The organism is Kribbella orskensis, from assembly GCF_004342085.1.
Classification (GTDB): Bacteria; Actinomycetota; Actinomycetes; order Propionibacteriales; family Kribbellaceae; genus Kribbella; species Kribbella orskensis.
Window position 1 is genome coordinate 198,547 of record NZ_SLWM01000007.1, and the last position, 22,418, is coordinate 220,964.

Sequence of the window (22,418 nt, forward strand, 5' to 3'; positions counted from 1 at the left end):
GCAAGCGGCTAACGTGCACCTGTTCGCCTTCCGACCGAAGGGTGCAGTGCTGATGTCTGAGGAAGTGGTGCACGACCGCGAGGCTCGTGCGTATGAGGCCGTGCACGAGGCGCGCGACTTCCAGGAGCTGAAACGCCGGTACAAGAACTTCGTGGTGCCCTGGACCATCGCGTTCATGACCTGGTACCTCCTGTACGTCGCGTGCTGCAACTGGGCGCGTGACTTCATGAATCACCAGGTGATCGGGCACATCAACGTGGCGCTGATCTTCGGGCTGCTCCAGTTCGTCTCGACCTTCCTGATCGCGGCCCTCTACGGGCGGTTCGCGAACCGGAAGCTGGACCCGCTGGCCAGCGGGCTGAACGCCAAGTACAAGAGGGAGCGCCGCCGGTGAGCAGTCTTCTCGTCCCGCTCGCGGACGCCGAGCCGGGCAACCAGGCCCTCACCATCTCGCTGTTCATCGCGATCGTCGCCATCACGCTCTACATCACCTGGTGGGCGTCGCGGCAGAACAAGACGACGACCGACTACTACGCCGGCGGCCGCAACTTCAGCGGCTCCCAGAACGGCCTGGCCGTGGCCGGCGACTACATGTCCGCCGCGTCCTTCCTCGGCATCTCCGGCCAGATCGCGCTCTACGGGTACGACGGCTTCCTGTACTCGATCGGCTTCCTGGTCGCCTGGCTGGTCGCCCTGCTGCTGGTCGCCGAGCTGCTGCGGAACTCCGGCCGGTTCACCATGGCCGACCAGCTCGCCTTCCGGATGCGGCAGCGACCGGTCCGGACCGCCGCCGCGACCTCGACGATCGTGGTCTCGATCTTCTACCTGCTGGCCCAGATGGTCGGCGCCGGTACGCTCGTCGGCCTGCTGCTCGGCGTCACCGACGAGACCCTGAAGGCCGGCGTGATCGTGCTGGTCGGCGCGCTGATGATCATCTACGTGGCCGTCGGCGGCATGAGGGGCACGACCTGGGTGCAGATCGTGAAGGCCGTGCTCCTGATGAGCGGCACTCTGATCATCACCTTCCTGGTGCTGCTGAAGTTCCACTTCAACCCGTCCGAGCTGCTCGGCGCGGCCGCCGAGAAGTCCGGCAAGGGCGAGGCGTTCCTGCAGCCGGGCCTGCTCTACGGCAAGGACCTCGTCGGCCAGATCGACTTCCTGTCGCTGGGCCTCGCGCTTGTCCTCGGCACCGCGGGCCTGCCGCACATCCTGATCCGCTTCTACACCGTGCCGGACTCCAGGGCGGCCCGGAGGTCCGTGCAGTGGGCGATCGGGCTGATCGGCGCCTTCTACCTGATGACGCTGGCCCTCGGGTTCGGCGCCGCGGCGCTGCTCGACACCGGCAAGGACAGCGCGGTGGCCGCCTCGAAGGGCAACACCGCGTCGGTGCTGCTGGCCGAGGTCGTCGGTGGTGGCGCCGGGTCGATCGGCGGCGCGATCCTGCTCGCGCTGATCGCGGCCGTCGCCTTCGCCACCATCCTGGCGGTGGTCGCGGGCCTGACGCTGACCTCGGCGTCGTCGTTCGCGCACGACCTGTACGTCAATGTCATTGCCAAGCGCAAGGTCACCGAGAAGGAGGAGATCCGGGTGGCCCGGTACGCGGCGGTCGGCATCGGCGCTATCTCGATCGGGCTGGCCATCCCGGCGCAGAAGCTGAACATCGCGTTCCTGGTCGCGCTCGCCTTCGCGGTCGCGGCTTCGGCGAACCTGCCGGCCCTGCTGTACAACCTGTTCTGGAAGCGGTTCAACACCTCCGGCGCGGTCTGGAGCATCTACGGCGGCCTGATCTCCGCCGTGGTGCTGGTGATCTTCTCGCCGGTCGTCTCGGGCTCGCCGACGTCGATGATCACCGACGCGGACTTCTCCTGGTTCCCGCTGTCCAACCCGGGCATCGTCTCGATCCCGCTCGGCTTCCTGCTCGGCGTCGTCGGCACCTACCTGGGCAGGGACAAGTCCAGCGCGAACCGCTACAACGAGCTCTCCGTCCGCGCCCTGACCGGCGCCGGCGCGGAGGTTGCCTCGAAGCATTGACCGATCCTCTGCCAGACCCTGTACGGCGCACGCTCTGTCGAAGCGTGCGCCGTTTCAGGGAGAGGACGGGGCACCGGCCAGTCGGGCTAGTCGGCAGCGGGCGTCGGGCCGATGCGGAAGAGCTTGGCGAAGCGGGCCAGCGCGGCAACGGACCCGTTGGTGCTGACGATGCCCGCCTCGAGGGCCGCCTTGGCGTCGAGTTCCCCGTTCAGCAACGGGCTCAGCGGCGCGTAGGCCTCGATCGCGAGATCCGCGGCCGGGAGCGGACCGGGCGCTGACTCCAGTGATTCCCCATCAACGATCGCGTGCACGACCACCTCGCCGAACCGCAACTCGTACGTCGCCTTGACGTCCCCCGGCTCGAAGGTGGACCGCAACGCCATCACCAGCGTCTCCGCCGTGGCGATCTCGCCCGGCCTGAGCTCGCCGAGCGACCGCGCACCCCAACGGCCCAGGGCGAGCACGACCTGGTCGAGGTCGGCGCCGTACGGGGTGAGCTCGTAGACGATCGCGCCGGACGGCCTGGGCTGGACCCGGCGGGTGACGATTCCCGCCTGCTCGAGCTCCTTCAGCCGGGTGGCGAGCACGTTCGTGGGGATCTTCGGCAGCCCGGCGCGCAGATCCGTGTACCGCTTCGGCGCGACCAGCAGGTCCCGGATGATCAGCAGCGCCCAGCGCTCCCCGACGAGTTCCAGCGCGCGGGCGACCCCGCAGTACTGGCCGTACGTCTTGGTCGTCATGTTGCCTACTCTACTTGACAGATCATACTTGCTTTTATGAAGCTTACTATATGACAACAATGACGAAGCAGCAGCGCGAAGAGTTTCTGGCCGGCCCCCACGTGGGCGTCCTGAGCGTGGCGGGCGGCGCCGGACAGGCGCCGACCAGCGTGCCGACGTTCTATACCTACGAGCCGGGCGGCGAGATCACCATGTTCACCGGCACCCAGCGGCGGGCGCCGAAGCGGATCGAGCGGATCAAGGAGGCCGGCGTGGTGACGCTGGTCGTGCAGCGGGAGGCGATGCCGCCGGCATACGTGACCGTCGAGGCGGAACTCGTCGCGGTCGCTCCGCCGACGCCCGAGCAGATGCTGACGATCGCGCGGCGCTACATGCCCGAGGAGCACGCCCAGGGTTACGTCCAGGCAGAACTCGGCGACCCGGGGAACATCGTCATCCTGCTCACCTTCCGGCCGGTCCGCTGGTTCAGCTCGGACACCTCGACCGATTGACCGTCATGAACCGTTGACGCTCGCGTCGCTGCAGGGTGTACCTGCCTGCTGGTGACTACCAGACGTCGAGCAAGTTCAACGTGTACGGCAAGGCGATCAAGGTGGTCGGGGCCGGGCCTTGGTACACGAGGTTCATCGCGCCGACCTCGCAGACCAACACCGATGTCGGGTTCGACGCGCAGTCGTCGGCGAACGGGTCGACGTTCAGCGGGTTCGCGTACTTCGGCAACTACGACAGCCGCAACGACGGCCCCGGCAAGGTGTTCAACTTCAACGGCACCTCGAACATGAAGATCGACAACATCTGGGTCGAGCACCAGATGTGCCTGTACTGGGGTGCGAACACGGACAACTCCACGATCAGGAACTCGCGGATCCGGGACACCTTTGCCGACGGCATCAACATGACGAACGGCTCGGCGGGCAACACGGTCAGCAACAACGACGCCCGCAGTACCGGTGACGACAGCTTCGCCCTCTTCAACGCCGTCGACGGCGGCGGGGGCGAGGTCCGGGACAACGTCTTCGAGAACCTCCCGGCGACGCTGACCTGGCGGGCGGCCGGCTTCGCGGTCTACGGCGGCACCAACAACGTGTTCCGCAACCTGTACGTCGCGGACATGCTGGTGCACTCCGGGATCACGATCAGCTCGCTCGACTTCGGCATCCCGATGAACGGCTTCGGCGCCACCCCGCCGACGCGCTGGGAGAACATCTCGGTGGTCAGATCCGGCGGCCACTTCTGGGGCGCCCAGACGTTCCCCGGCATCTGGATCTACTCCGCCACCAAGGTCTTCCAGGGCATCCGCCTGGACAACGTCGACATCGTCGATCCGACGTACAGCGGGATCATGTTCCAGACCGACTACGTGGGTGGGCAACGGCTCTTCCCGATCGCCGACACCGTCCTCACCAACATCTCCATCTCCGGCGCCCGAAAGTCCGGCGACGCCTTCGACGCCAAATCCGGCTTCGGCATCTGGGCCAACGAACTCCCCGAACCCGGCGAAGGCCCAGCCGCCGGCACCGCCACCTTCAACAACCTGGCCCTCACCAACAACGCAGTAGACATCCGCAACACAACGACCACGTTCACCATCGTCCGCAACTAACCACGCAGAACAGAAAGGCCGCCGAGGTCCAAACCTCGGCGGCCGTTTCACTGCGCAAGACCCCGCTCGTCCACCGTCCGGTAGGCTGCCGAATCCACTTCCAGGGGACTTTGCTGCCCCAAGGCACTGCAAATCTACCCTCGCTCCACCGGCTCAGATAGGCCTTTCAGAATCTGCCCCGGCCTGCCCTAGACTGCCCCGGTCAGCTGGCCCAATCCTCAAGAAAACAAGGGCTTCAGTGTGCAAGGGTCGGATTTTGCAGTCCGGTCCGCTGGGGGAAGAGCAATGCCAGTCCACGTGTTCGTCGACGAGACGAAGACTCGCGGTCTGCTGATGGCGGCCGCTCGGTGTGCCGCCGATGACGTCGCGGTGAACCGCAAGGCGTTGCGTGGGCTGCTGCTCTCGGGGCAGGAACGCAACAGCGGTGCCTGGAGGCCATTGTCCGGGACAACGCGACGACGGCGGAGCGTCTGATCGTGGAGCGGGAGGAGTCGACCTACCACCGCGACGGGAGGACGCTGAACGCGGCAACGCATCGGTTCGGGTGCCACGGTCTGCTCAGATGGGACCTGCTGGCGCCGAAGGAGGATCCGATGCTCTGGGTGCCTGATGCGGTCGCGTGGTGCTGGATGCGAGGCGGACAACGGCGCCGGTCCGTTCAAACCTTCAGCCAGCTGAGAGACCTCTGAACAGCGCGAAACCCGGCTCGTCCACCGTCCGGTAGGCTGCCGGGTTCACTTCCTAAGGACTCCTGTCCCAGGCGTTCCTTACCTTACCGCTTCCGGCGCGCAGTGTCGTCCGGCTATCCGGGGCAGATTGATCTGCCCCTAGATGCCCGGATTCCGGCGAGCTCCGTAGCTAGCCGGATGCGTTAGAGGCCGTCGGCCATTTTCGAGAGTACTGCGCCAGCGGACAGGACCAGCGAGCGCTCTTCGGGGGTCAGGCGGTCGAGGAGTTTGGCGAGGTCTTCGGCTGCGTGGCGGCCGGCGGCGCTGACCATCTCCGCGCCCGCCGGTGTCAGTACGACCACGGTGGCCCGGCCGTCGAGGGTGTCCTGTTCCCGGCGTACCAGGCCGGCCGTCTCCAGCCCGGCGACGGTCGTCGTCGCGGTCGGCTGGGAGCACGGCACGCGCGCGGCGATCGTGCCGATCCGGATGGGTTGCTCGTCGGCGATCAGCAGGAGCGCGATGAACTGGGTCGGGTGCAGCGCGGTGGCCGTGCCGCTGCGGCGCAGGTGTCGCACGACCCGGTGCATGCCGACGAGCAGTTGCAGCGTTTCCTGCTCGATCCTGACCATCTCCCTCCACGCCGGATGCGCAATCCTGGCACACGATCCGGCGTGGAAGGAGATCTCGCCGCTAAGCGGCCAGGATGTCCGACTGGTGGAGGTCGAGCCAGGTACGCCGGGTCCTGGGTCTGCGGATACGGGCTTTTCTTGCGTTCGGCAACGGATCCCCGAGTGATCAAGCTCATGCAGGAGCAATACCTAGGAGGGCCCGGTGGTGGCGCGGCTTGTCGAGCTCGTCGATCAGGGCGAGCGCGAGGTCGGCGTATGAGATCCGGCTGCGCGCAGACGCCGGTACGACGAGGTAGGTCCCAGTGCGCTCGGGTTTCTCGTGCTCGAAGTCGCCGGCCGGGGCGATCGATACCCAGTCCAGGTCGGAGTTCGCGAACACCTCGAGCGCGGCCGCGTGGGCGAGGTAGAAGCCCCGGTACTCCTGGGGATAGCCGGGCGTATCCATCAGCGGTGTTCCGTCCTCGGTGGCGAGAAGCGAGGCCAGGCCCACCCAGACCAGCCGTGACACCCCTGCCCTGGCGAGTCCTTTCACCAACGCAGTGGCCGCCTTCGGGTAGAACTCGGCCGGATCCGCGCCGCCGTCGTACACGGCCGCGATGACAGCGTCCTGCCCGGCGGCGAGTTCGGCGACCCGCTCGGCATCCGTGACGTCGGCGGCGACACCACCTAGCTCGGCGTACTTGCTGGGGGTTCGCATCGCGGCCGTCACCTCGTGGCCGCGGCGACTCGCCTCCTCGACAGCCGCCCGGCCTGCTCGCCCACCTGCGCCGAACACCAGTACCTTGCTCATCTCTCATCCCCTTCGGTCGGATGTTGCGGCCGACCGTAGGCGGAGACCTGGTTACCACCCGGATACTCACTACCCTGGTCGGATGGAACCGTTGCGGCCGGACATGTTCGACGAGATCTGCCCGTCCTCGCTGAACCCGATCCGCTTCGGCGGCGACAAGTGGGCCGGCCTGGTGATCCGCTGCCTGGAGGACGGCCCCCGCCGGTACTCCGAACTGCGGGTGCCGCTGCATCGGGTCACCCCGAAGGTGCTGACTCAGTCCCTGCGCTCGCTGGAGCGGGACGGACTCGTCCGGCGCACGGAGTACGCCCTACCGGTGCGGCGGGTCGTCTACGAGCTGACGCCGCTCGGGCGGAGCATGCTCGAGCCGATGCGGATCGCCTGCGAGTGGGCCGCCGACCACTGGGACGAACTCCTGGACGCCCGCGAAGCCTGATCGTGGGGGTGGCCAACAGATGGCTAGACTCGCGGAGTGGCGGATGACGAACTGGCCCCGAGCGCGCTGCTGAAGACGCCGAGCTGGCTGCTCACGCAGAGCGCGATGCACGCCCAGCGGATCGTGGGAGAGGCCTTCGCCGCGGGGAACGCCCGCGGCTACCACTACCGTCTGCTGGCGACCCTGGCCGAGTTCGGACCTGCGAGCCAGGCGTCACTCGGCCGCCGTACCGGCATCGACCGCAGCGACGTAGTGGCCGCGATCAACGAACTCACCGCCGACGGCTACGTCGAACGCTCCCCCGACCCCGAAGACGGGCGCCGCAACATCATCACCATCACCCCCGCCGGCCGCCGGCAGCACAGCCGGCTGGACGACCTCGTCAAAGAAGCCCAAGCCACCATCTTCGCCCCACTCTCCCCCGCGGAACGCGACCAACTGACAGCCCTCCTGGCGAAGGTCCTCACTCACCACGCCGGGCGGTAGGTCGGGAGCTGGCCGCGGGTACGGCGGACGCGACGCTCGCGGGCGTGGACCCGGCGGCGGGCGGCGCGGGAGATCTTGCGGCGCTCGGCCGTGGGCTCAGCCGGATGGACCTCGGGCCCGGCGTACGGGTGCGGCTGCGGGACGAGCGCGGCGTACGGCGCGCCGGAGTACTGGTGAGGGGCGGGCTCGGCGTACGGGTGGGGCTGGGGGGTGGCGTACATCGGCGGGCTCCTCGGGGTCGGCGGGGTGCGGACAAGGGGTCGGATGCGGGAGATGGGGCCCTGGTTCCGGCTGTGATCCTGTTCACGAAGGGGGCCGTTCGGCGCAGATCGGGGGCGGCTGGGCGATGCACCAGTACCGCGGGTGGTCCGGCGTTGGTAGAAAGGGGACCGGAGCGCCCGGGCGTTCCGTTGTCTTGCAGCTCTCAACGAGGAGTCCGCGACGTGACCAGTTCCGAGTCCAACCAGTCCGATGCGCTGTCGAACCTGATGCACGAGGAGCGCCGGTTCGAGCCCCCTGCCGAACTCGCGGCGAACGCGAACGTGAAGGCGGACGCGTACGAGGCGGCCGAGGCAGATTTCGAGGGCTTCTGGGCGGAGCAGGCGAAGCGGCTCAGCTGGGCCGTCGAGCCCACCCAGACGCTGGACTGGAGCAACCCGCCCTTCGCCAAGTGGTACGCCGACGGCAAGCTGAACGCGGCGTACAACTGCGTCGACCGGCATGTGGAGAACGGCCTCGGCGACAAGATCGCGTACTACTTCGAAGGCGAGCCCGGCGACACCCGCGAGATCACCTACGCCCAACTGAAGGACGAGGTCAGCAAGGCGGCCAACGCGCTGCTCGAACTGAACGTCCAGGCCGGTGACGTGGTCGCCATCTACATGCCGATGATCCCCGAGACCGTGGTCGCGATGCTCGCCTGCGCCCGGATCGGTGCCCCGCACACGGTCATCTTCGGCGGTTTCTCCGCGGACGCGCTCAAAGGCCGCATCCTGGACTGCGACGCCCGCGTCGTGATCACCTCCGACGGCGGCTACCGCCGAGGCGCTCCGGCCGGGTTGAAGCCGGCCGTCGATGCCGCGCTGGCCGACTGCCCGGACGTGCGCAACGTGCTCGTGGTGAAGCGCACCGGCCAGGAGACCGCGATGGTCGAGAACCGCGACCGGTGGTGGGACGACTTCGTCGGCAAGCAGTCGCCCGAGCACACGCCTGAGGCGTTCGACGCCGAGCACCCGCTGTACGTCATGTACACGTCCGGCAGCACGGGCAAGCCGAAGGGCATCCTGCACACGACCGGCGGCTACCTGGTGGGTACGGCGTACACGCAGTGGGCCGTCTTCGACCTCAAGGCCGACACCGACGTCTACTGGACCGCCGCCGACATCGGCTGGGTCACCGGCCACAGCTACATCGTGTACGGCGCGCTCGCCAACGCCACCACCTCCGTGCTCTACGAAGGCACCCCGGACACTCCGCACCAGGGCCGCTGGTGGGAGATCATCCAGAAGTACAAGGTCTCCATCCTGTACTGCGCTCCGACCGCCATCCGCACCTTCATGAAGTGGGGCAAGGAGATCCCGGAGAAGTTCGACCTGTCGACGCTGCGGGTGATCGGTTCGGTCGGCGAGCCGATCAACCCCGAGGCCTACATCTGGTACCGGGAGAACATCGGCGGCAACAAGGCGCCGGTGGTCGACACCTGGTGGCAGACCGAGACCGGCATGCACATGATCTCCCCACTGCCCGGTGTCACCGCCGGCAAGCCGGGCGCCGCGATGAAGGCGATCCCGGGTGTCTCGGCCGAGGTGGTCGACGACGCGGGCAAGCCGGTGCCGAACGGCTCCGGCGGCTACCTGGTGCTGACCAAGCCGTGGCCGGCCATGCTGCGCACCCTGTGGGGCGACGACGAGCGTTTCAAGGAGACGTACTGGTCGCGCTTCCCCGGCATGTACTTCGCGGGCGACGGTGCCAAGAAGGACGAAGACGGCGACCTGTGGCTGCTCGGCCGCGTCGACGACGTGATGAACGTGTCGGGCCACCGGCTGTCCACCACCGAGATCGAGTCCGCTCTGGTCTCCCACCCGAAGGTCGCCGAGGCCGCCGTCGTGGGCGCCTCCGACCCGACCACCGGCCAGGCGATCGCCGCCTTCGTCATCCTCCGCTCGGAGGCCGGTGACGGCGGCCCGGGCGTGGTCCAGGAACTCCGCAACCACGTCGCCAAAGAGATCGGCCCGATCGCCAAGCCCCGCCAGATCATGGTCGTCGCCGAACTCCCCAAGACCCGCTCCGGCAAGATCATGCGCCGCCTCCTCCGCGACGTGGCCGAGAACCGCGAGGTCGGCGACGTCACCACCCTCGCCGACTCCACCGTCATGGACCTGATCAGGACCAACCTCGCCTCCGGCAAGTCCGAAGAGGACTAACCCTCAACTCCTAGAAACAGCCTGTACTCCGGCCCCGGAGTACAGGCTGTTTCGGGTTCGAGACACGGCGGGGTGGCACTATCTGGGGATGACTGCCGTGATCGCGATCGTGCATGCCGGGCTTGCCGCCGCCTGGGTGGGCGGGATGGCGTACTCGCTCTTCGTCGTACAGCCGAAGCTGCGGAAGTTCTTCGGCCCGGACGAGGACAGTCGCGAGGCGCTCACCGCAGTGATTGCCTCAGGCAACCGATGGAAGGTCATCGGCCTGATCGCGGCGATCGCCGCCACCGGCGGCATCCTCCTCCTGCTGGATCACCAACACTGGTGGCTGCACGCCCTCAAGGCAATCCTGTTGCTAGCAGCAACCGCCATCTTCTGGTACGTCTCCTGGCGCCACTGGCCCCGCCGGGTCTTCGCCACCTCAACGGAACGCCCCACCCTCCAGCGCCAACTAATCATCCTGGCCACCACCATGCTCGCCCTATCCGGCACCGCCTTCGCCCTCGGCGTCGCCGCAGTTTATTTCTGACAAGCTGCCGAGCAGGAAACAATCCAACGATCACGAGTCGATTACTTCAACGATTCATTTCGCTCACCTCTCGACTCACCATGGGCGGCTGCGTAGCATCCCTTCGCATGCGGGGATCCAGGGGTGGGAACCGAATTTCGTGTATTGGGCTTCTGATTGGCGCGCTGGTTTTTACAGCCGCCTGCGGCGAATCAGAACAAGGGGGCGATTTACCGCCGGCAGGCCAACCTGTCGCGATCAGTACACCTATGCCCCAGACACAATCGCCGACATTGCCGATTGAAACGTCGCCGACAGACGCGCCGACGACCGACGAAGCACCGAGCGAGCCGACCGAATCAGAGTCGAGTCCGGCGGTCCTTGCTTCAGAGGCTGCGGGACAGCCGTTGACTTTGAGCAAGATTTTCAAGTATCCGGACACTTGGCGCGACGGTCGCTACGACATCGCCGATCGCAAGCAGGTGCCAGGTGTCGGGGGCTTGATCCTGGGCTGTGGTGACCTTGACCCGGCGATCCTCGAACTCAGACTCGCCAACAACTTCAGCAAGCTGAAGTTGGAGTTCGGCCAGAGCAATTCATCGGAGAGTTCGGACCAGACGCTTGCCGTGCGTATCGACGCAAACGGACAGTACCGGGATCAGAAGAGCGTGAAACTCAACCAGATCGCCGCATTCGAGATCCCTGTCCAAAAAGTCAATGCTCTGAAGATCAGCGTTTACCTGAAGGAGACGCCCGACTGCGGCGGCTTTGGCAGCGCAGAAGCCGTGCTGACCAATATGGTTCTGTCTTGACCAACAGCACTAGATCGCCAGTTGTGACGCTTCGCGGCTGGGGGGCGTCCTTGTTCCGCCATCTCGACCGCTTCGTCAACCATCGCGGACTGAAGACATTCATCGCGGTTGGCGAAATAGTCGGGTTCGCGGCACTGATCGTCAGCACAACCACGGCGGCGGTCCATCATTTCGCCGACGGGGACAAACAGGCGGCCGATCCGCCGAGTATCTCGGTGACACCGCCACCCTCCACACCACCCCCTCAGACGACACCGCCTCCTGATGGACCGAGCAACACCGCCTCGGCCCTCGCCTCGAGATGTTGGACATCAGCACGCGTGCCAGTCGATTGCCGGGAGAGTCATCGCTTCGAAGAGATGCCGCAGACACTCGCCTGTACTCAGGCCACCGTCACCAACTTTCTCGGTGGACTCGCCAATCTGGATGTCCTGATCGCGCGCCCAGCAACGATCTCTGGTCACGGCTGTGTGCTCGACGCCGGACACAACACGAGCGGATCTGCACTTGATGTACTGCGGTCGGGATCCAGCGCATCCTGGCGTCGGTGCTTCGACAGAGCTGTGGCCGAGAACCTCCCCTGCTCTGCAATCCACACCGGCGAGTACTTCGCGACCGGCAGTACCCGGCAAGCTACCGACTCTGAGTGCCTGATCGCTGCGACTGCCTACATGGATCAGATCCCAGGCAACTTGGTCGAGGACCTGGCTGTGCACGCTCTCGATGTCGAGAGTGGTACTCCGGATTCGGCACGCTGCATCATCAACGCTCGCGGCAATCACCGGCTGGTTGACTCAGTCCGGAACCTTGGGTCGCGGCCGGTCCCGCTCGCAACCGGCTGACAACCTGGCAGGGTCTGATCGTTGACCAAGAGCTCACTTCGGGAACCCTCAGGTGGCGCGGTAGGCGATGGTTATGTCGTAGCGGTCGGAGCGGTAGACGGAGCGGCCGAACTCGATGACTTCGCCTGAGGCCGTGCGGGGGGCCGAGGTGATGATGAGGCACGGGGTGGTGGCGTCGATGCCGAGGAGTTCGCAGTCGGACGCGTCCGGTGGGGCGGCGATGATCGAGGCGGAGACCATGCCGAGGGTGACGCCCCAGCGCGAGGAGAGCGAGTCGTACAGGGAGACCTCGCTCAGGTCGAGTTCGTCGAGGCCCGGGTAGCGCGACAGGGACAGGGACGTTCGCTCGATCGCCATCGGCTCGCCGTCGGCCGTGCGGAGGCGGACCAGGTGCAGCACCGGAGTACCGACTGGTTCTTCCAGCTCCGCGGCCAGCGCCTCGTCGGCGGTGCCGATGCGGTGCTCGAGCACTTTGCCGCCCGGCACGATGCCGCGGGCGCGCATGTCCTGGCTGAACGACGAGGTGAGCATCCGGGCCGGGCGTGGCTCGGCGACGAAGGTGCCGCCACCGGGCCGGCGGGCGGCGAGGCCTTCGGCAACGACCCGGTCCACCTCCTGGCGGACTGTCATCCGGGCGACCCCGAACCGCTCGGCCAGCACTCGCTCGGACGGCAGCACGGTGCCGGCGGAGAGGTTGCGGGTGAGGGTCTGGAGGATCTCGCGGATCTGGTCACCCTTCGGCCGGTCGCTGCGGAGCTCGGTGGGGAGCTCGGCGAGGTCGCCGGGGTTGTTCCTTGGGCGGGCCATGGCGTCAGTATCCCTGGGAATGTGCCCGGCAAACCGGTTACCGGGGGTCGCGAGCCGACAAAAAGCATGCTCCTGGTCGATCGAACTGAACCGTGAGCCCGACAGTACTGTCCGGCTCCCCAGCACGGCCAGCAACCATCTAATCAAGGCTGGGTACTTTTGACGACATGAGCCGCGCAGAGGTCGACAGAGAAAGTGCTTCCACGGGTGAATGGAAGCGCCAGGGCAACCGCTTCACCGACCGGATCAGCCGGGATACCACCTCGGCGCCCGGCGAAGGGCCCGACGACCAGGGTCGCTGGCCGGTCGAGCCAGGCCGGTACCGGCTGGTGGTGAGCCTCGCCTGCCCGTGGGCCCACCGCGCCCTGATCGTGCGCGGTTTGCTCGGCCTGGAGGACGCGATCAGCCTCGCGATCGTCGACCCGATCCGCGACGAGAAGGGCTGGCGGTTCACCCTCGACCCGGACGACCGGGATCCGGTGCTCGGGATCAGCTACCTGTCCGAGGCGTACCTCGGCACCGATCCGGAGTACGCCGGACGGGTGACGGTGCCTGCGATCGTGGACACTGTGACCGGGCGCGTCGTCACGAACGACTTCCCGCAGATCACCCTGGACCTCTCGACCGAGTGGGTGGACTTCCACCGGCCGGACGCGCCCCGGCTGATCCCGGACCAGCGCGACGAGATGGACCAGCTGATCGCGGAGATCTACACGGACGTGAACAACGGCGTCTACCGGTGCGGCTTCGCGAAGAGCCAGGAGGCGTACGAGGCGGCGTACGACGCTCTGTTCGCCCGGCTCGACGTGCTCGAGCAGCGGCTGGCGGATCGTGACTACCTGCTCGGGGACACCCTCAGTGAGGTCGACATCCGGTTGTTCACCACGCTGGTCCGCTTCGACGCGGTCTACTACGGGCACTTCAAGTGCAACCGGTCGAAGCTGACCGAACTGCCGAACCTGTGGGCGTACGCGCGCCGGCTCTACCAGTCACCCGGCTTCGGCGAGACGGTCGACTTCGACCAGATCAAGCGGCACTACTACGGCACCCACGACACCATCAACCCGAACGGCATCATCCCCAAGGGCCCCGACCCCCGCGTCTGGACCGACTGACTCAGCGCCCCAACGATCCAAGCGCAGCCTGTACTCCGGTACGCAGCGTCGCCCGGGACGCCCCTGAACGAGAGCGAAGGTTGACGCCGTAGGCGAGCAGCGTGAGCATCTCGGCCGTCGCGTCGAGGTCGATCCCGGACCTGAGCTGTTCCTTGCCCCGAGCAACCTCCAGGGCGTGAGCGAAGGCCGCACTCAGCCCTGCGTGATGCTGGTCCAGCACGGCCCGGGTGGCATCGGACGGCTCCTCGGTGTGCGCGTTCGAGACCAGGCAACCCCAGCCGGCGTGCTCGCCCGAGCAGCGCAGCCGGAGCAGCCGCTCGAAGAAGTCGGCGATCGCAGGCAAACCCCGACCGTCCGCGGCGAGCCGGTCGAACATCGGCCGCGACCGCTGGTCGAGATACCGCTGCAGCGCGGCCAGGTAGAGGTCGTCCTTGCCGCCGAAGGAGCTGTACAGACTCGAACGGCTGAGCCCGGTCGCGCCGACGATCTCCTGGATCCCGGTCGCCGCCACCCCTCGCCGCCAGAACAACCGCTCCACCACGGCCAGTACCTCGGCCGTGTCGAAGTGTTTGACATCCGGCACCCTGACACCCCTTATCTTGGAACGACTGGTCCAAGATAAGGGGTGTGCCGCGATGACCGCAATCCGACCCGAGGTTCTGGTGTTGGACGTGAACGAGACGCTGTCCGAGATGGAGTCGTTGCGGTCGCGCTTCGAGGGCGCCGGCCTGCCCGGTGAAAGCCTGGACACCTGGTTCGCCGCCACCTTGCGGGACGGGTTCGCGCTGACGGCGGCCGGCTCGTACGGCGCTTTCCGGACGATCGGCGCCGACGTCCTGCGATCGATGCTGGCCGGCGCGGGGCTCGCTCCGGACGAGGCGACGATCGGCGGCGTGCTCTTCGGATTCGGCGAACTGCGGGTCCATCCTGATGTCGCGTCCGGGCTGCGGCGGATCCACGACCTCGGCGTGCGGCTCGTCACCCTGACCAACGGGGCAGCGTCGATGTCCGAGCGGATGTTCGCCGAGGCAGGCGTCCTCCCGCTGCTCGAGCACCGACTCGACGTCGAGTCCCCCGGCCGGTGGAAGCCACACCCGGCGGCGTACCAGTACGCCGCTGAGGTCTGCGGCGTCGAGGTGGAGCGGATGGCGCTGGTCGCGGTGCACCCGTGGGACATCGACGGAGCCCGCCGGGCCGGGTTGCAGGGGTTCTACCTGGACCGGCGCGCCACGCCGTACCCGGAGGCATTTCTTGCGCCTGATCTGGTGGTTCCGGATCTCCTGGCGCTCGCGAAGGCGTTGGAGGCTCGTTAGAATCGCGGGCAGAGCCAACCGCTGGGCGCGGGCGGCTTGGTGTGCCGGGAAGTCTGGTCGGCGGCTGGACCGATGACGCCCGAGCGAAGGGGGCCGCCCGTGCGGTTGCTGCAGAAGCGACGAGCATTCCCACGCATCCTGGGGTCCGAGCGCGCCTTCCTCGCGGACACGTTGCGCGCCGAGACCACCGGTGGTCTGGTGCTCGTCGGCGCCGCGGTGATCGCGCTGATCTGGGCGAACACCCCTTGGCAGGACCAGTACCACAATCTCCGCGACGCGCAGCTCGGGCCGTTGACGGTCGAGCAGTGGGCGACCGACGGCGCGCTGACCCTGTTCTTCTACCTGGCCGGCGTGGAGCTCAAGCGCGAGCTCGTCGTCGGCACGCTGTCGAAGCTCAGCGAGGCCGTCGTGCCGGTGGTCGCGGCGATCTGCGGGATGGCGATACCAGCGCTGATCTACGCGGTGATCAACCTGACCGCGGACGACGGCAAGCCGCACGGCTGGGCGGTGCCGACGGCAACGGATATCGCGTTCGCCCTTGCGGTGCTGGCGATCGTGGGATCTTCGTTGCCCAGCGCACTGAGGGCGTTCCTGCTCACCCTGGCGGTGGTCGACGACCTCGGCGCGATCCTGGTGATCGCCGTGTTCTTCTCCCACGGTCTCAACCTGCTCGCGCTGCTGGCCGCGCTGGCCCTGATCGCCGCGTTCGCCGTGCTGCAGCACTTCCGGTTCCGTACTCCGTTCCTGTACATGCCGGTCGTGCTCGGGGCCTGGTGGTTCATGCACGAGTCGGGCATCCACGCGACGATCGCCGGGGTCGCGCTCGGGCTCGTCACCCGGGTACTGCCGGACGAAGGTGAGACGAGGTCCCCGGCCGAGCGGCTGGAGCATCGGTTGAGGCCGTGGTCGGCCGGGGTCGCAGTACCGGTGTTCGCGTTGTTCGCGGCCGGGGTCACGCTGAGCCGGGAAGCGCTGCGGGAGATGCTCACGGACCCGGTCGCGATCGGGGTGGTCTGCGGGCTGTTGTTCGGCAAGATCATCGGGGTGTTCGGCGGGTCCTGGCTGACCGCGCGCTTCACCCGGGCGGAGCTGAACTCGGACCTTTCCTGGCGGGACGTCGGCGCGGTCTCGGTGCTGGCCGGGATCGGATTCACAGTCGCGCTGCTGATCGCCCAGCTCGCCTTCGGCGACGACACCGCCCAGATCGAACGGGCCAAGGCGGCCGTCCTGATCGCGTCGCTGCTGGCCGCGCTGATCGCCGCGGTGCTGCTCTTCCACCGCAACCGCGCGTACGCCGACGATTGAGGCGTGGGGACAGGCTAGTGTCGGGTCACGGAACCGCGGAAGGAGTGCCATGTCGATGGGGCAGACCGAGGATGAGCCCACTGTCGGGCAACTCGTCGCCAATGCCAGCCGGGACCTGTCCAACCTGGTCCGCAGCGAGATCGAGCTGGCCAAGGCCGAGCTGAAGTCCACCGCCGTCGCGGCCGGGACAGGCGCGGGGCTGTTCGGCGGCGCCGTGTTCCTGGCGCTGCTGGCGGTCATCCTGCTGTCCATCGCCGCGGCGTACGGGCTGACCGCGCTCGGGTTGCACCCGGCGCTGTCCTTCCTGATCATTGCCGTGTTCTACCTGTTGATCGCGGTCGCGCTGATCCTGATCGGCAGGCGGCAGCTCGGCAAGGCGAAGGGCCCGCAGCGCGCGATCGAGACCTCGAAGGAGTCGGTCGAGGCGCTGAAGGCGATCGGGAAGGGCGACTAGGACGTGTCTGTCAGCCACGTCCTAGTGGTTTGAGTCCCGCGGGGGTCTCCGACCTGCTCGTCGACGGACCCTGGTCGCACTCGCTCGTCGCGGCCAACGGAGCACGGTTCCACGTCGCCGAGTGCGGAGCGGCAGACGATCCACTGGTCCTGTTCCTGCACGGCTTCCCCGAGTTCTGGTGGGCCTGGCGTCACCAGTTGCCCGTGGTCGCCGCGGCCGGATATCGCGCTGTCGCGATGGACCTGCGCGGCTACGGCGCGAGCGACAAGACGCCACGCGGGTACGACCCCAACACCGCAGCCGCCGACGTTTCCGGCGTCATCAGGTCACTCGGTGCCGGTGACGCGGTGATCGTCGGACATGGCTGGGGTGGGTTCGCCGCGTGGTCCGCGGCCGTGCTCGCACCCAAGCAGGTCCGAGGGGTGGCCGCCGTGTCGGCACCACACCCGCTGATGCTGATGCGGTCGGGTCAGCTGAAGTCCGTGGCGCACGCGGGATGGTTCCAGCTGCCGATCCTGCCGGAGCGCCGACTGCTCGCCCACGACGGCATCCACATCGAGCAGATGCTTCGGGCCTGGTCTGCCCCTGGCGGTAGCTTCCCCGACGCGGAGGCTTCGCGCCGTTATCGCGCTGCCCTCCAGGTCTGGCCCGCGCCGCACTGCGCCTTGGAGTACCACCGGTGGTTCGTGCGGTCCCGCCTGCGTCCCGACGGCCGCCGGTACTCCGCTCGCATGCGGACGCCGATCGCAGTACCGGTGCTGCAGGTCCATGGAGCGATGGACGGCGCCGTGAACGCGACGAGCATGACCACCCCGGCGGGCCTGGTCGAGGGTCCACTGCGTCACCAGGTGCTAACCAGTGCAGGGCATTTCCCGCACGAGGAGACGCCCGAGCTGCTCAACGCGCTACTGCTGGACTGGCTTGCTTCCCTTGGGGAGTAGGCCGGTGTCGACCAGCCGGCGGGCGACCTCGCGCAGCTTGACGTTGTTGTCCTGCGAGTAGCGCTGCAGTACTGCGAACGCGCGGTCGCCGTCGAGGCCGAACCGTTCCATCAGGATCCCCTGCGCCTGCCCGATCAGCTTGCGCGCGTCGATCGCCTGCCAGAGGGTCTCCTCCTGCCGGGCGGTCCCGACCGCGACGGACGCGTGCCGCGCCAGGATGTGGGCGACGGCGATGTCGTCGTCATCGAAGGCGAACGGCTCGCTGTTGAACAGCTCCAGCACCCCGACGGTCTTGTCGTGCGCCTGCAACCGGACCGCCAGCACGGTCCGCAGTCCGAGATCGGCGACGGCGCCCGACCACAAGGGCCAGCGATCGTCCGTCGCGAGGTCCGGCACCACGACCACGGCCTCGCGGTCCGCCACGATCGCCTGGGCCGGCCCCTGGCCCAGCTCGAGCTGCAGCAGGTCGGCCTTCTCGACGGCCGGATCGGTCGTCGCCCCGAGATCGAGCCGCCCACTCCGGCCGGCGAGCAGGATGCCGGCCTGGGTGCAATTGACCGCCTGCAGAGCGAATCGCGCGACTGCGTCGATCGTCTCCTCGACCCCGTCCTCCTGGTGCAGCTCCAAGGCCAACCGCGCGAACGCCGCAGCGGTCTCGACCGTGTGCTCGGTCATGCTCGCGCCACCTCCGGGATCTCCGCTGGTCCGCGCCGGGCGACGCGGATATCTATGATGACGAGGACAGCTTTTCGGCAGTGATGCCTGCAGGAAAATTGTCGCTATAACTGCCCAATAGTCAAGCCACCAGAGCAAGAAATTCTCAGACGTGCGGGCAGACAACTGACAGTGAGCAACCGAGGCTTTTCCAGCGACGGTCGTGCTCACCTGATCAGGAGCGAAGTCGCGTCCTGGGTGTCAGGTGCAGCTGCGGGTGGAGACTTCCTGGGTGGCCCGGGCCCCGGTGGCGGCGTCGTCGGCCACCTGCTCCGCCGTCAGCACGTAGCCGGTGCGGTTGTCCTCGACCGACGCCGCGAAGACGACGCCGTACACCTTGCCCTTCGACGAGAGCAACGGACCGCCGGAGTTGCCCGGGCGGACCTGGGCCCAGATCGAGAAGGCTCGCCGGGTCACCGTCTTGTCGCCGTAGATGTCCGGACCGCGGAGGCGTTCCTCGGACCGGATCCGGGCCGGCTCGGCGTCGAACGGCCCGTTCTCCGGGTAGCCGAGCACGACCGCCGGCGCGTCCGCCTTGCCCTCCGGGTCGAAGTTCAGCGGCTGGACGTTCAGCTCGGGCACGTAGAGCACGGCGATGTCCACGCTGGGGTCGAACAGGACGACGGTCCCGTTGTAGGAGCGGTTGTTGACCTCCACCTTCGGGTTGCTCACGCCGGCCACCACGTGCGCGTTCGTCATCACCCGCTGCGGGGCGTAGACGAACCCGCTGCCCTCCAGGCCACGGGAACAGTTGGCGACACCGGTGATCTTGGCGATCCGGCTGTACGCGTCACGCACCGGCTTCTGCCGGGCGATCGTGCCGTCCGGCGGCTGGGTCTCGCGGATCCGCTCCGGTACGAACGGGTCGAGGAACCGCGGGAACAGGTCGGTGTTGACCACGTCGTTGAACGCCTGCAGCGCTCGGTCCGCCCCGCCCGGCAGCGCCTCGTCGACCTTCGCCAGCACCTGGGAACCACGCACCGCCGACGTGACACTCGGGATCCGGGCACCGCTGACCGCCACGCCGAGCACCCACGACACGACCAGTACCGACACCGCGGCCAGGGCGGCGCCACCCAGCGCGTCCACGGCCTTCACCGGTTTCCAGGAGATCCGGTTGCGCAGCTTGGAGCCGAGCAGCGCCCCGACCGTCCGCCCGATCGACGCCAGCAGGACCACCAGGACCAGGGCGGCGAAGGACACCTCGACGCTGGGCGAGAAGTTGTCCAGCACCCGCGGTACGCCGTACACGCCGACCGCCGCACCCGCGAGCAGGCCGAGCGTCGCGCAGGCACCGAGGACGAACCCCTCGATGTATCCGGAGATCGCCACGAGTCCGGTGATCACCAGCAGCGCGATATCGAGACTGCTCACTCCACACCCTCCGGCCGCCCGAGGTCGTGCTCGATGGCCGTCAGCCGTCGCACATCCTCCGACCGCCGGCCCTCACTCCGCCAGGCCGCCTCGACCAGTCGGTCGGGCAACGGTACGACGTTGGCCGGGTCCCAGTCCCGCGCCCAGCCGCCGAGCGTCAGCAGTTTGTCGAGCAGACCGGCGGTGAAGCCCCAGATGTAGAGGTCACCGATGGTGAACGCGGGACCGGTGAATCCGGAGGGGTGCAGGCAACTGATCCGGTTGGCCGGGTCGGTCAGCGCCGCGATGGACACGCGGTGCACCGAGGCCACCTCGGCGGGATCGACCACCGCGACAGGCGAGGGCTCGCGCCACCAGCCCAGCACCGGCGCCACCCCGAAGTTGCTCACCGGCACCCAGAGCGACGGCCAGACGGCGAACACCTCGACCCCGGCCGGATTCAGGCCGGTCTCCTCCTCCGCCTCGCGCAGCGCGGTCCGGATCATCCCGTCGACGCCGGTGCCGTCGCCCTCGTCGGCCCGGCCGCCCGGGAACGCCATCTGCCCGGCGTGCGATCGCAACGTCCAGGACCGCTCGGTCAGCAACACGTCCGGACCGTTGCCGCCGGCATCACCATCGTTGCCATCAGCAAGCAGGATCAGTACTGCGGACTGCCGGATCTCCGGGTCGTCCGGCGGGACGAAGCGGGACAGCTCCTTCGGGTCGACCTGCTTGGACGCCATCGCCAGCGTGTGCAGCCAGTCCGGCAGCTCCACGTCGAACGTCGCGCTGGTCCTCACCAGGTCACCCCCAGCTTCTCCCGCACCAACTGGTCCAGCTGCTGCTGCGAGGTCAGCTCGCCGCGATGGACGTAGACGACCGCGCCGTCCTGATCGACGAAGGCGGTCAACGGCGGGCCGGCGATCTTGAGCGCCTGCTGGGTCGCCTTCTCGTCGTCGACGACGTGCGGGTAGTCCCACTGTTGCTCGGTCGCGAACTTCACCGCGAGCTCGGGCCGGGGATCGGCATAGTCGATCCCGACCAACTGGAGCTTGCCCCCGGCCTTCTTCTTCAGCGCAGCCAGGTAGGGGGCCTCCTTGCGGCACGGACCACACCACTGCGCCCACACGTTGACCACCAAGGGTCCGCGCAGAGCCGACAGCCGCATGTCCGGGCCGTTGCCGAGGCAAGGCAGGCTGATGTCGGGCAGCGCGTTCGCCACCGGCGGCCGCGACGGAACACTCGGACAGGCGGCCAGCTTGTCGGCGCCGGCGATGCTCCGGCTCTGCGACCCGCCACCCGAGGGCTGGTTCCCAGCCCCGCTCTGCTCCGACCCACAGGCCGCCAGCAAGCCCATCACAACCACCACCGCAAGCATCCACACATGCGCTCCACCACGCCCCGTGCGGTGCAGTACCGCACGACGCTGCACCGCACCACTGGCCGCCGCCCGGCGGGAGTCCGCTCCAGCACGCGCCTTCCAGCGCGGCACTGCGGCTGCGGGCGCGGCGCGGCGGAGCGCAGTACGGGGCGATGGGTGGGTCACGCGGGGACCTTCACCAGCTTCGCGGCGAGCTCCGGGTCGGTCGGGCCGGTGCCGTAGGACGGGCACCACTGGGCGATCGGGCAGGCGCCGCAGGCCGGCTTCTTGGCGTGGCAGCGGCGGCGGCCGTGGAAGATCAGCCGGTGCGACAACATCGTCCAGTCCTTCTTCGGGAACAGGTCGCCGATGATGTGCTCGACCTTGACCGGGTCGGTCTCCTCGGTCCAGCCGAACCGGCGGACCAGCCGGCCGAAGTGGGTGTCGACGGTGATGCCGGGGACCCCGAAGGCGTTGCCGAGCACCACGTTCGCCGTCTTGCGGCCGGTGCCCGGGAGCTTGACGAGCTCCTCCAGCTTGGCCGGCACGATGCCGTCGTAGTCGTCGACCAGGGCCTGGCCGAGCTTCATCAGGCTGTTCGTCTTGGCCCGGAAGAACCCGGTCGGCTTGAGGATCGCCTCCATCTCCTCGCGGTCGGCCTCCGCGTACGCCTTGGCGTCGGGATACCTCGCGAACAGGGCCGGGGAGATCTTGTTGACCGTCACATCGGTGGTCTGGGCCGACAGGATGGTGGCGACCAGGAGCTCGAGCGGGGTGGTGAAGTCCAGCTCGCAGTGAGCATCCGGATACGTCTCGGTGAGCACCTTGTGCATCTTCCGGGCCCGGCGGACGAGCTGGGTGTGGGTCTCGTCGGTGAAGACCGGGGCCTTCCGGGGAAGTTTCACCGGCACCGACGGGATGGTTCCGAGGGACGCCTGAACGGGCGCCGCGACACGCTGGGTGGGCATGCAGGCCAGCCTACGTGGCGGGCCCGACACCCGAGGGGCTACGGTTTTGGGGCGACCGGGTGTAAACGGCCCGGTGCCGAGGGGGCTCGCAGCCCCTTCGAAGGCTTGTGGTCAAAGGTC

Annotated in this window: 27 protein-coding genes; 16 read left to right on the plus strand and 11 right to left on the minus strand. The window is 67.9% G+C overall.

From position 1 onward, the window contains the following. The first annotated feature begins 52 nt into the window (after nt 1–52). Both EV644_RS21135 and EV644_RS21140 read left to right on the plus strand, forming a co-directional pair. Nucleotides 53–394, plus strand: a complete 342-nt coding sequence (locus EV644_RS21135) for a DUF485 domain-containing protein (protein WP_132190401.1) — start codon at nt 53–55, stop codon at nt 392–394. Next, nucleotides 391–2,031: a monocarboxylic acid transporter gene (locus EV644_RS21140; RefSeq protein WP_132190402.1), complete on the plus strand. Its 1,641-nt coding sequence runs from the start codon at nt 391–393 to the stop codon at nt 2,029–2,031. The genes EV644_RS21135 and EV644_RS21140 overlap by 4 nt, the downstream gene beginning before the upstream one ends. 86 nt (nt 2,032–2,117) lie before the next feature. On the opposite strand, the gene EV644_RS21145 is transcribed toward EV644_RS21140, so the two are convergent. Then, the gene (locus EV644_RS21145; RefSeq protein WP_132190403.1) at nt 2,118–2,771 is read right to left on the minus strand and encodes a winged helix-turn-helix transcriptional regulator; all 654 of its coding nucleotides are present in this window, start codon (nt 2,769–2,771) and stop codon (nt 2,118–2,120) included. 50 nt (nt 2,772–2,821) lie between these two features. Here EV644_RS21145 and EV644_RS21150 point away from each other — a divergent pair, with 50 nt between their 5' ends. The 3 genes from EV644_RS21150 (at nt 2,822) to EV644_RS21160 (ending at nt 4,848) form a co-directional block, all read left to right on the plus strand. Continuing rightward, on the plus strand, nt 2,822–3,262 hold the full coding sequence (locus tag EV644_RS21150; RefSeq protein ID WP_132190404.1) for a pyridoxamine 5'-phosphate oxidase: 441 nt from the start codon (nt 2,822–2,824) through the stop codon (nt 3,260–3,262). A gap of 35 nt (nt 3,263–3,297) precedes the next feature. Continuing rightward, a complete protein-coding gene (locus EV644_RS21155; RefSeq protein ID WP_241998567.1) occupies nt 3,298–4,374 on the plus strand; it encodes a right-handed parallel beta-helix repeat-containing protein in 1,077 nt (358 codons plus the stop codon). Between the two features lie 285 nt (nt 4,375–4,659). Further along, complete coding sequence (locus EV644_RS21160) at nt 4,660–4,848, plus strand: hypothetical protein (RefSeq protein ID WP_132190405.1); 189 nt, start codon at nt 4,660–4,662, stop codon at nt 4,846–4,848. Nucleotides 4,849–5,245: 397 nt separating this feature from the next. Here EV644_RS21160 and EV644_RS21165 read toward each other — a convergent pair whose 3' ends face one another. Continuing rightward, the gene (locus tag EV644_RS21165) at nt 5,246–5,671 is read right to left on the minus strand and encodes a MarR family winged helix-turn-helix transcriptional regulator (protein ID WP_132190406.1); all 426 of its coding nucleotides are present in this window, start codon (nt 5,669–5,671) and stop codon (nt 5,246–5,248) included. A gap of 172 nt (nt 5,672–5,843) precedes the next feature. Next, nucleotides 5,844–6,461, minus strand: coding sequence for an NAD(P)-dependent oxidoreductase (locus tag EV644_RS21170; RefSeq protein ID WP_132190407.1), 618 nt, complete (start codon nt 6,459–6,461; stop codon nt 5,844–5,846). A gap of 82 nt (nt 6,462–6,543) precedes the next feature. Between EV644_RS21170 and EV644_RS21175 the strand changes: the two genes are divergently transcribed. Next, nucleotides 6,544–6,897, plus strand: coding sequence for a winged helix-turn-helix transcriptional regulator (locus EV644_RS21175; RefSeq protein WP_132190408.1), 354 nt, complete (start codon nt 6,544–6,546; stop codon nt 6,895–6,897). Nucleotides 6,898–6,933: 36 nt separating this feature from the next. Next, on the plus strand, nt 6,934–7,383 hold the full coding sequence (locus tag EV644_RS21180) for a MarR family winged helix-turn-helix transcriptional regulator (protein WP_206751502.1): 450 nt from the start codon (nt 6,934–6,936) through the stop codon (nt 7,381–7,383). Here EV644_RS21180 and EV644_RS21185 read toward each other — a convergent pair. Further along, nucleotides 7,365–7,604, minus strand: a complete 240-nt coding sequence (locus tag EV644_RS21185) for a hypothetical protein (protein ID WP_132190409.1) — start codon at nt 7,602–7,604, stop codon at nt 7,365–7,367. The two genes, EV644_RS21180 and EV644_RS21185, sit on opposite strands and share 19 nt — an antisense overlap. Nucleotides 7,605–7,871: 267 nt before the next feature. Here EV644_RS21185 and acs point away from each other — a divergent pair, with 267 nt between their 5' ends. From acs to EV644_RS21205, 4 genes are all read left to right on the plus strand, one after another. Then, nucleotides 7,872–9,806, plus strand: coding sequence for an acetate--CoA ligase (gene acs, locus EV644_RS21190; protein WP_132190564.1), 1,935 nt, complete (start codon nt 7,872–7,874; stop codon nt 9,804–9,806). 88 nt (nt 9,807–9,894) lie between these two features. Further along, complete coding sequence (locus EV644_RS21195; RefSeq protein ID WP_132190410.1) at nt 9,895–10,335, plus strand: hypothetical protein; 441 nt, start codon at nt 9,895–9,897, stop codon at nt 10,333–10,335. A gap of 248 nt (nt 10,336–10,583) precedes the next feature. Then, on the plus strand, nt 10,584–11,126 hold the full coding sequence (locus EV644_RS21200) for a hypothetical protein (RefSeq protein WP_132190411.1): 543 nt from the start codon (nt 10,584–10,586) through the stop codon (nt 11,124–11,126). Next, nucleotides 11,123–11,968, plus strand: a complete 846-nt coding sequence (locus EV644_RS21205; RefSeq protein WP_132190412.1) for a hypothetical protein — start codon at nt 11,123–11,125, stop codon at nt 11,966–11,968. The genes EV644_RS21200 and EV644_RS21205 overlap by 4 nt, the downstream gene beginning before the upstream one ends. Before the next feature lie 48 nt (nt 11,969–12,016). Here EV644_RS21205 and EV644_RS21210 read toward each other — a convergent pair whose 3' ends face one another. Further along, nucleotides 12,017–12,775: a GntR family transcriptional regulator gene (locus tag EV644_RS21210; RefSeq protein WP_132190413.1), complete on the minus strand. Its 759-nt coding sequence runs from the start codon at nt 12,773–12,775 to the stop codon at nt 12,017–12,019. A gap of 167 nt (nt 12,776–12,942) precedes the next feature. Here EV644_RS21210 and EV644_RS21215 point away from each other — a divergent pair, with 167 nt between their 5' ends. Continuing rightward, on the plus strand, nt 12,943–13,890 hold the full coding sequence (locus tag EV644_RS21215; RefSeq protein WP_132190414.1) for a glutathione S-transferase family protein: 948 nt from the start codon (nt 12,943–12,945) through the stop codon (nt 13,888–13,890). 1 nt (nt 13,891) lies between these two features. Here EV644_RS21215 and EV644_RS21220 read toward each other — a convergent pair whose 3' ends face one another. Further along, nucleotides 13,892–14,473, minus strand: coding sequence for a TetR/AcrR family transcriptional regulator (locus EV644_RS21220; protein ID WP_132190415.1), 582 nt, complete (start codon nt 14,471–14,473; stop codon nt 13,892–13,894). Between the two features lie 52 nt (nt 14,474–14,525). Between EV644_RS21220 and EV644_RS21225 the strand changes: the two genes are divergently transcribed. The 4 genes from EV644_RS21225 to EV644_RS21240 all read left to right on the plus strand — a co-directional run bounded on the left by EV644_RS21225 (nt 14,526) and on the right by EV644_RS21240 (nt 17,903). Beyond that, on the plus strand, nt 14,526–15,203 hold the full coding sequence (locus tag EV644_RS21225; protein WP_132190416.1) for a haloacid dehalogenase type II: 678 nt from the start codon (nt 14,526–14,528) through the stop codon (nt 15,201–15,203). Between the two features lie 99 nt (nt 15,204–15,302). Then, nucleotides 15,303–16,508, plus strand: a complete 1,206-nt coding sequence (gene nhaA / locus EV644_RS21230) for a Na+/H+ antiporter NhaA (protein WP_132190417.1) — start codon at nt 15,303–15,305, stop codon at nt 16,506–16,508. A gap of 55 nt (nt 16,509–16,563) precedes the next feature. Next, nucleotides 16,564–16,962: a phage holin family protein gene (locus tag EV644_RS21235; protein ID WP_369410509.1), complete on the plus strand. Its 399-nt coding sequence runs from the start codon at nt 16,564–16,566 to the stop codon at nt 16,960–16,962. A 29-nt stretch (nt 16,963–16,991) separates the two neighbouring features. Continuing rightward, nucleotides 16,992–17,903, plus strand: coding sequence for an alpha/beta fold hydrolase (locus tag EV644_RS21240; RefSeq protein ID WP_132190419.1), 912 nt, complete (start codon nt 16,992–16,994; stop codon nt 17,901–17,903). On the opposite strand, the gene EV644_RS21245 is transcribed toward EV644_RS21240, so the two are convergent. The 5 genes from EV644_RS21245 to nth all read right to left on the minus strand — a co-directional run bounded on the left by EV644_RS21245 (nt 17,868) and on the right by nth (nt 22,298). Then, complete coding sequence (locus EV644_RS21245) at nt 17,868–18,578, minus strand: GAF and ANTAR domain-containing protein (RefSeq protein WP_132190420.1); 711 nt, start codon at nt 18,576–18,578, stop codon at nt 17,868–17,870. The genes EV644_RS21240 and EV644_RS21245 overlap by 36 nt on opposite strands. A 240-nt stretch (nt 18,579–18,818) precedes the next feature. Continuing rightward, nucleotides 18,819–19,991, minus strand: a complete 1,173-nt coding sequence (locus EV644_RS21250; RefSeq protein WP_132190421.1) for a MarP family serine protease — start codon at nt 19,989–19,991, stop codon at nt 18,819–18,821. Next, nucleotides 19,988–20,770 (minus strand): NUDIX hydrolase, encoded by a 783-nt coding sequence (locus tag EV644_RS21255; protein WP_132190422.1) that lies wholly within the window; start codon nt 20,768–20,770, stop codon nt 19,988–19,990. The genes EV644_RS21250 and EV644_RS21255 overlap by 4 nt, the downstream gene beginning before the upstream one ends. Then, nucleotides 20,767–21,516 carry a TlpA family protein disulfide reductase gene (locus tag EV644_RS46465; protein ID WP_241998570.1) on the minus strand — a complete coding sequence of 250 codons (750 nt, stop codon included), beginning with the start codon at nt 21,514–21,516 and terminating at the stop codon, nt 20,767–20,769. Before EV644_RS46465 ends, EV644_RS21255 begins: the two co-directional genes overlap by 4 nt. After that, entirely contained in the window at nt 21,513–22,298 is a 786-nt protein-coding gene (nth, locus tag EV644_RS21265; RefSeq protein WP_132190423.1) for an endonuclease III, read from the minus strand. The genes EV644_RS46465 and nth overlap by 4 nt, the downstream gene beginning before the upstream one ends. Between the last annotated feature and the right edge of the window lie 120 nt (nt 22,299–22,418).

Coding starts and splice junctions, on each gene's coding strand:
- EV644_RS21165 (WP_132190406.1), bottom strand. CDS start 5,671: ATGGTCAGGATCGAGCAGGAAACGCTGCAACTGCTCGTCGGCATGCAC.
- EV644_RS21210 (WP_132190413.1), bottom strand. CDS start 12,775: ATGGCCCGCCCAAGGAACAACCCCGGCGACCTCGCCGAGCTCCCCACC.
- EV644_RS21145 (WP_132190403.1), bottom strand. CDS start 2,771: ATGACGACCAAGACGTACGGCCAGTACTGCGGGGTCGCCCGCGCGCTG.
- EV644_RS21185 (WP_132190409.1), bottom strand. CDS start 7,604: ATGTACGCCACCCCCCAGCCCCACCCGTACGCCGAGCCCGCCCCTCAC.
- EV644_RS21225 (WP_132190416.1), top strand. CDS start 14,526: ATGACCGCAATCCGACCCGAGGTTCTGGTGTTGGACGTGAACGAGACG.
- EV644_RS21200 (WP_132190411.1), top strand. CDS start 10,584: ATGCCCCAGACACAATCGCCGACATTGCCGATTGAAACGTCGCCGACA.
- EV644_RS21160 (WP_132190405.1), top strand. CDS start 4,660: ATGCCAGTCCACGTGTTCGTCGACGAGACGAAGACTCGCGGTCTGCTG.
- EV644_RS21135 (WP_132190401.1), top strand. CDS start 53: ATGTCTGAGGAAGTGGTGCACGACCGCGAGGCTCGTGCGTATGAGGCC.
- nth (WP_132190423.1), bottom strand. CDS start 22,298: ATGCCCACCCAGCGTGTCGCGGCGCCCGTTCAGGCGTCCCTCGGAACC.
- EV644_RS21175 (WP_132190408.1), top strand. CDS start 6,544: ATGGAACCGTTGCGGCCGGACATGTTCGACGAGATCTGCCCGTCCTCG.
- acs (WP_132190564.1), top strand. CDS start 7,872: ATGCACGAGGAGCGCCGGTTCGAGCCCCCTGCCGAACTCGCGGCGAAC.
- EV644_RS21235 (WP_369410509.1), top strand. CDS start 16,564: ATGGGGCAGACCGAGGATGAGCCCACTGTCGGGCAACTCGTCGCCAAT.
- EV644_RS21170 (WP_132190407.1), bottom strand. CDS start 6,461: ATGAGCAAGGTACTGGTGTTCGGCGCAGGTGGGCGAGCAGGCCGGGCG.
- EV644_RS21245 (WP_132190420.1), bottom strand. CDS start 18,578: ATGACCGAGCACACGGTCGAGACCGCTGCGGCGTTCGCGCGGTTGGCC.
- EV644_RS21150 (WP_132190404.1), top strand. CDS start 2,822: ATGACAACAATGACGAAGCAGCAGCGCGAAGAGTTTCTGGCCGGCCCC.
- EV644_RS21215 (WP_132190414.1), top strand. CDS start 12,943: ATGAGCCGCGCAGAGGTCGACAGAGAAAGTGCTTCCACGGGTGAATGG.
- EV644_RS21195 (WP_132190410.1), top strand. CDS start 9,895: ATGACTGCCGTGATCGCGATCGTGCATGCCGGGCTTGCCGCCGCCTGG.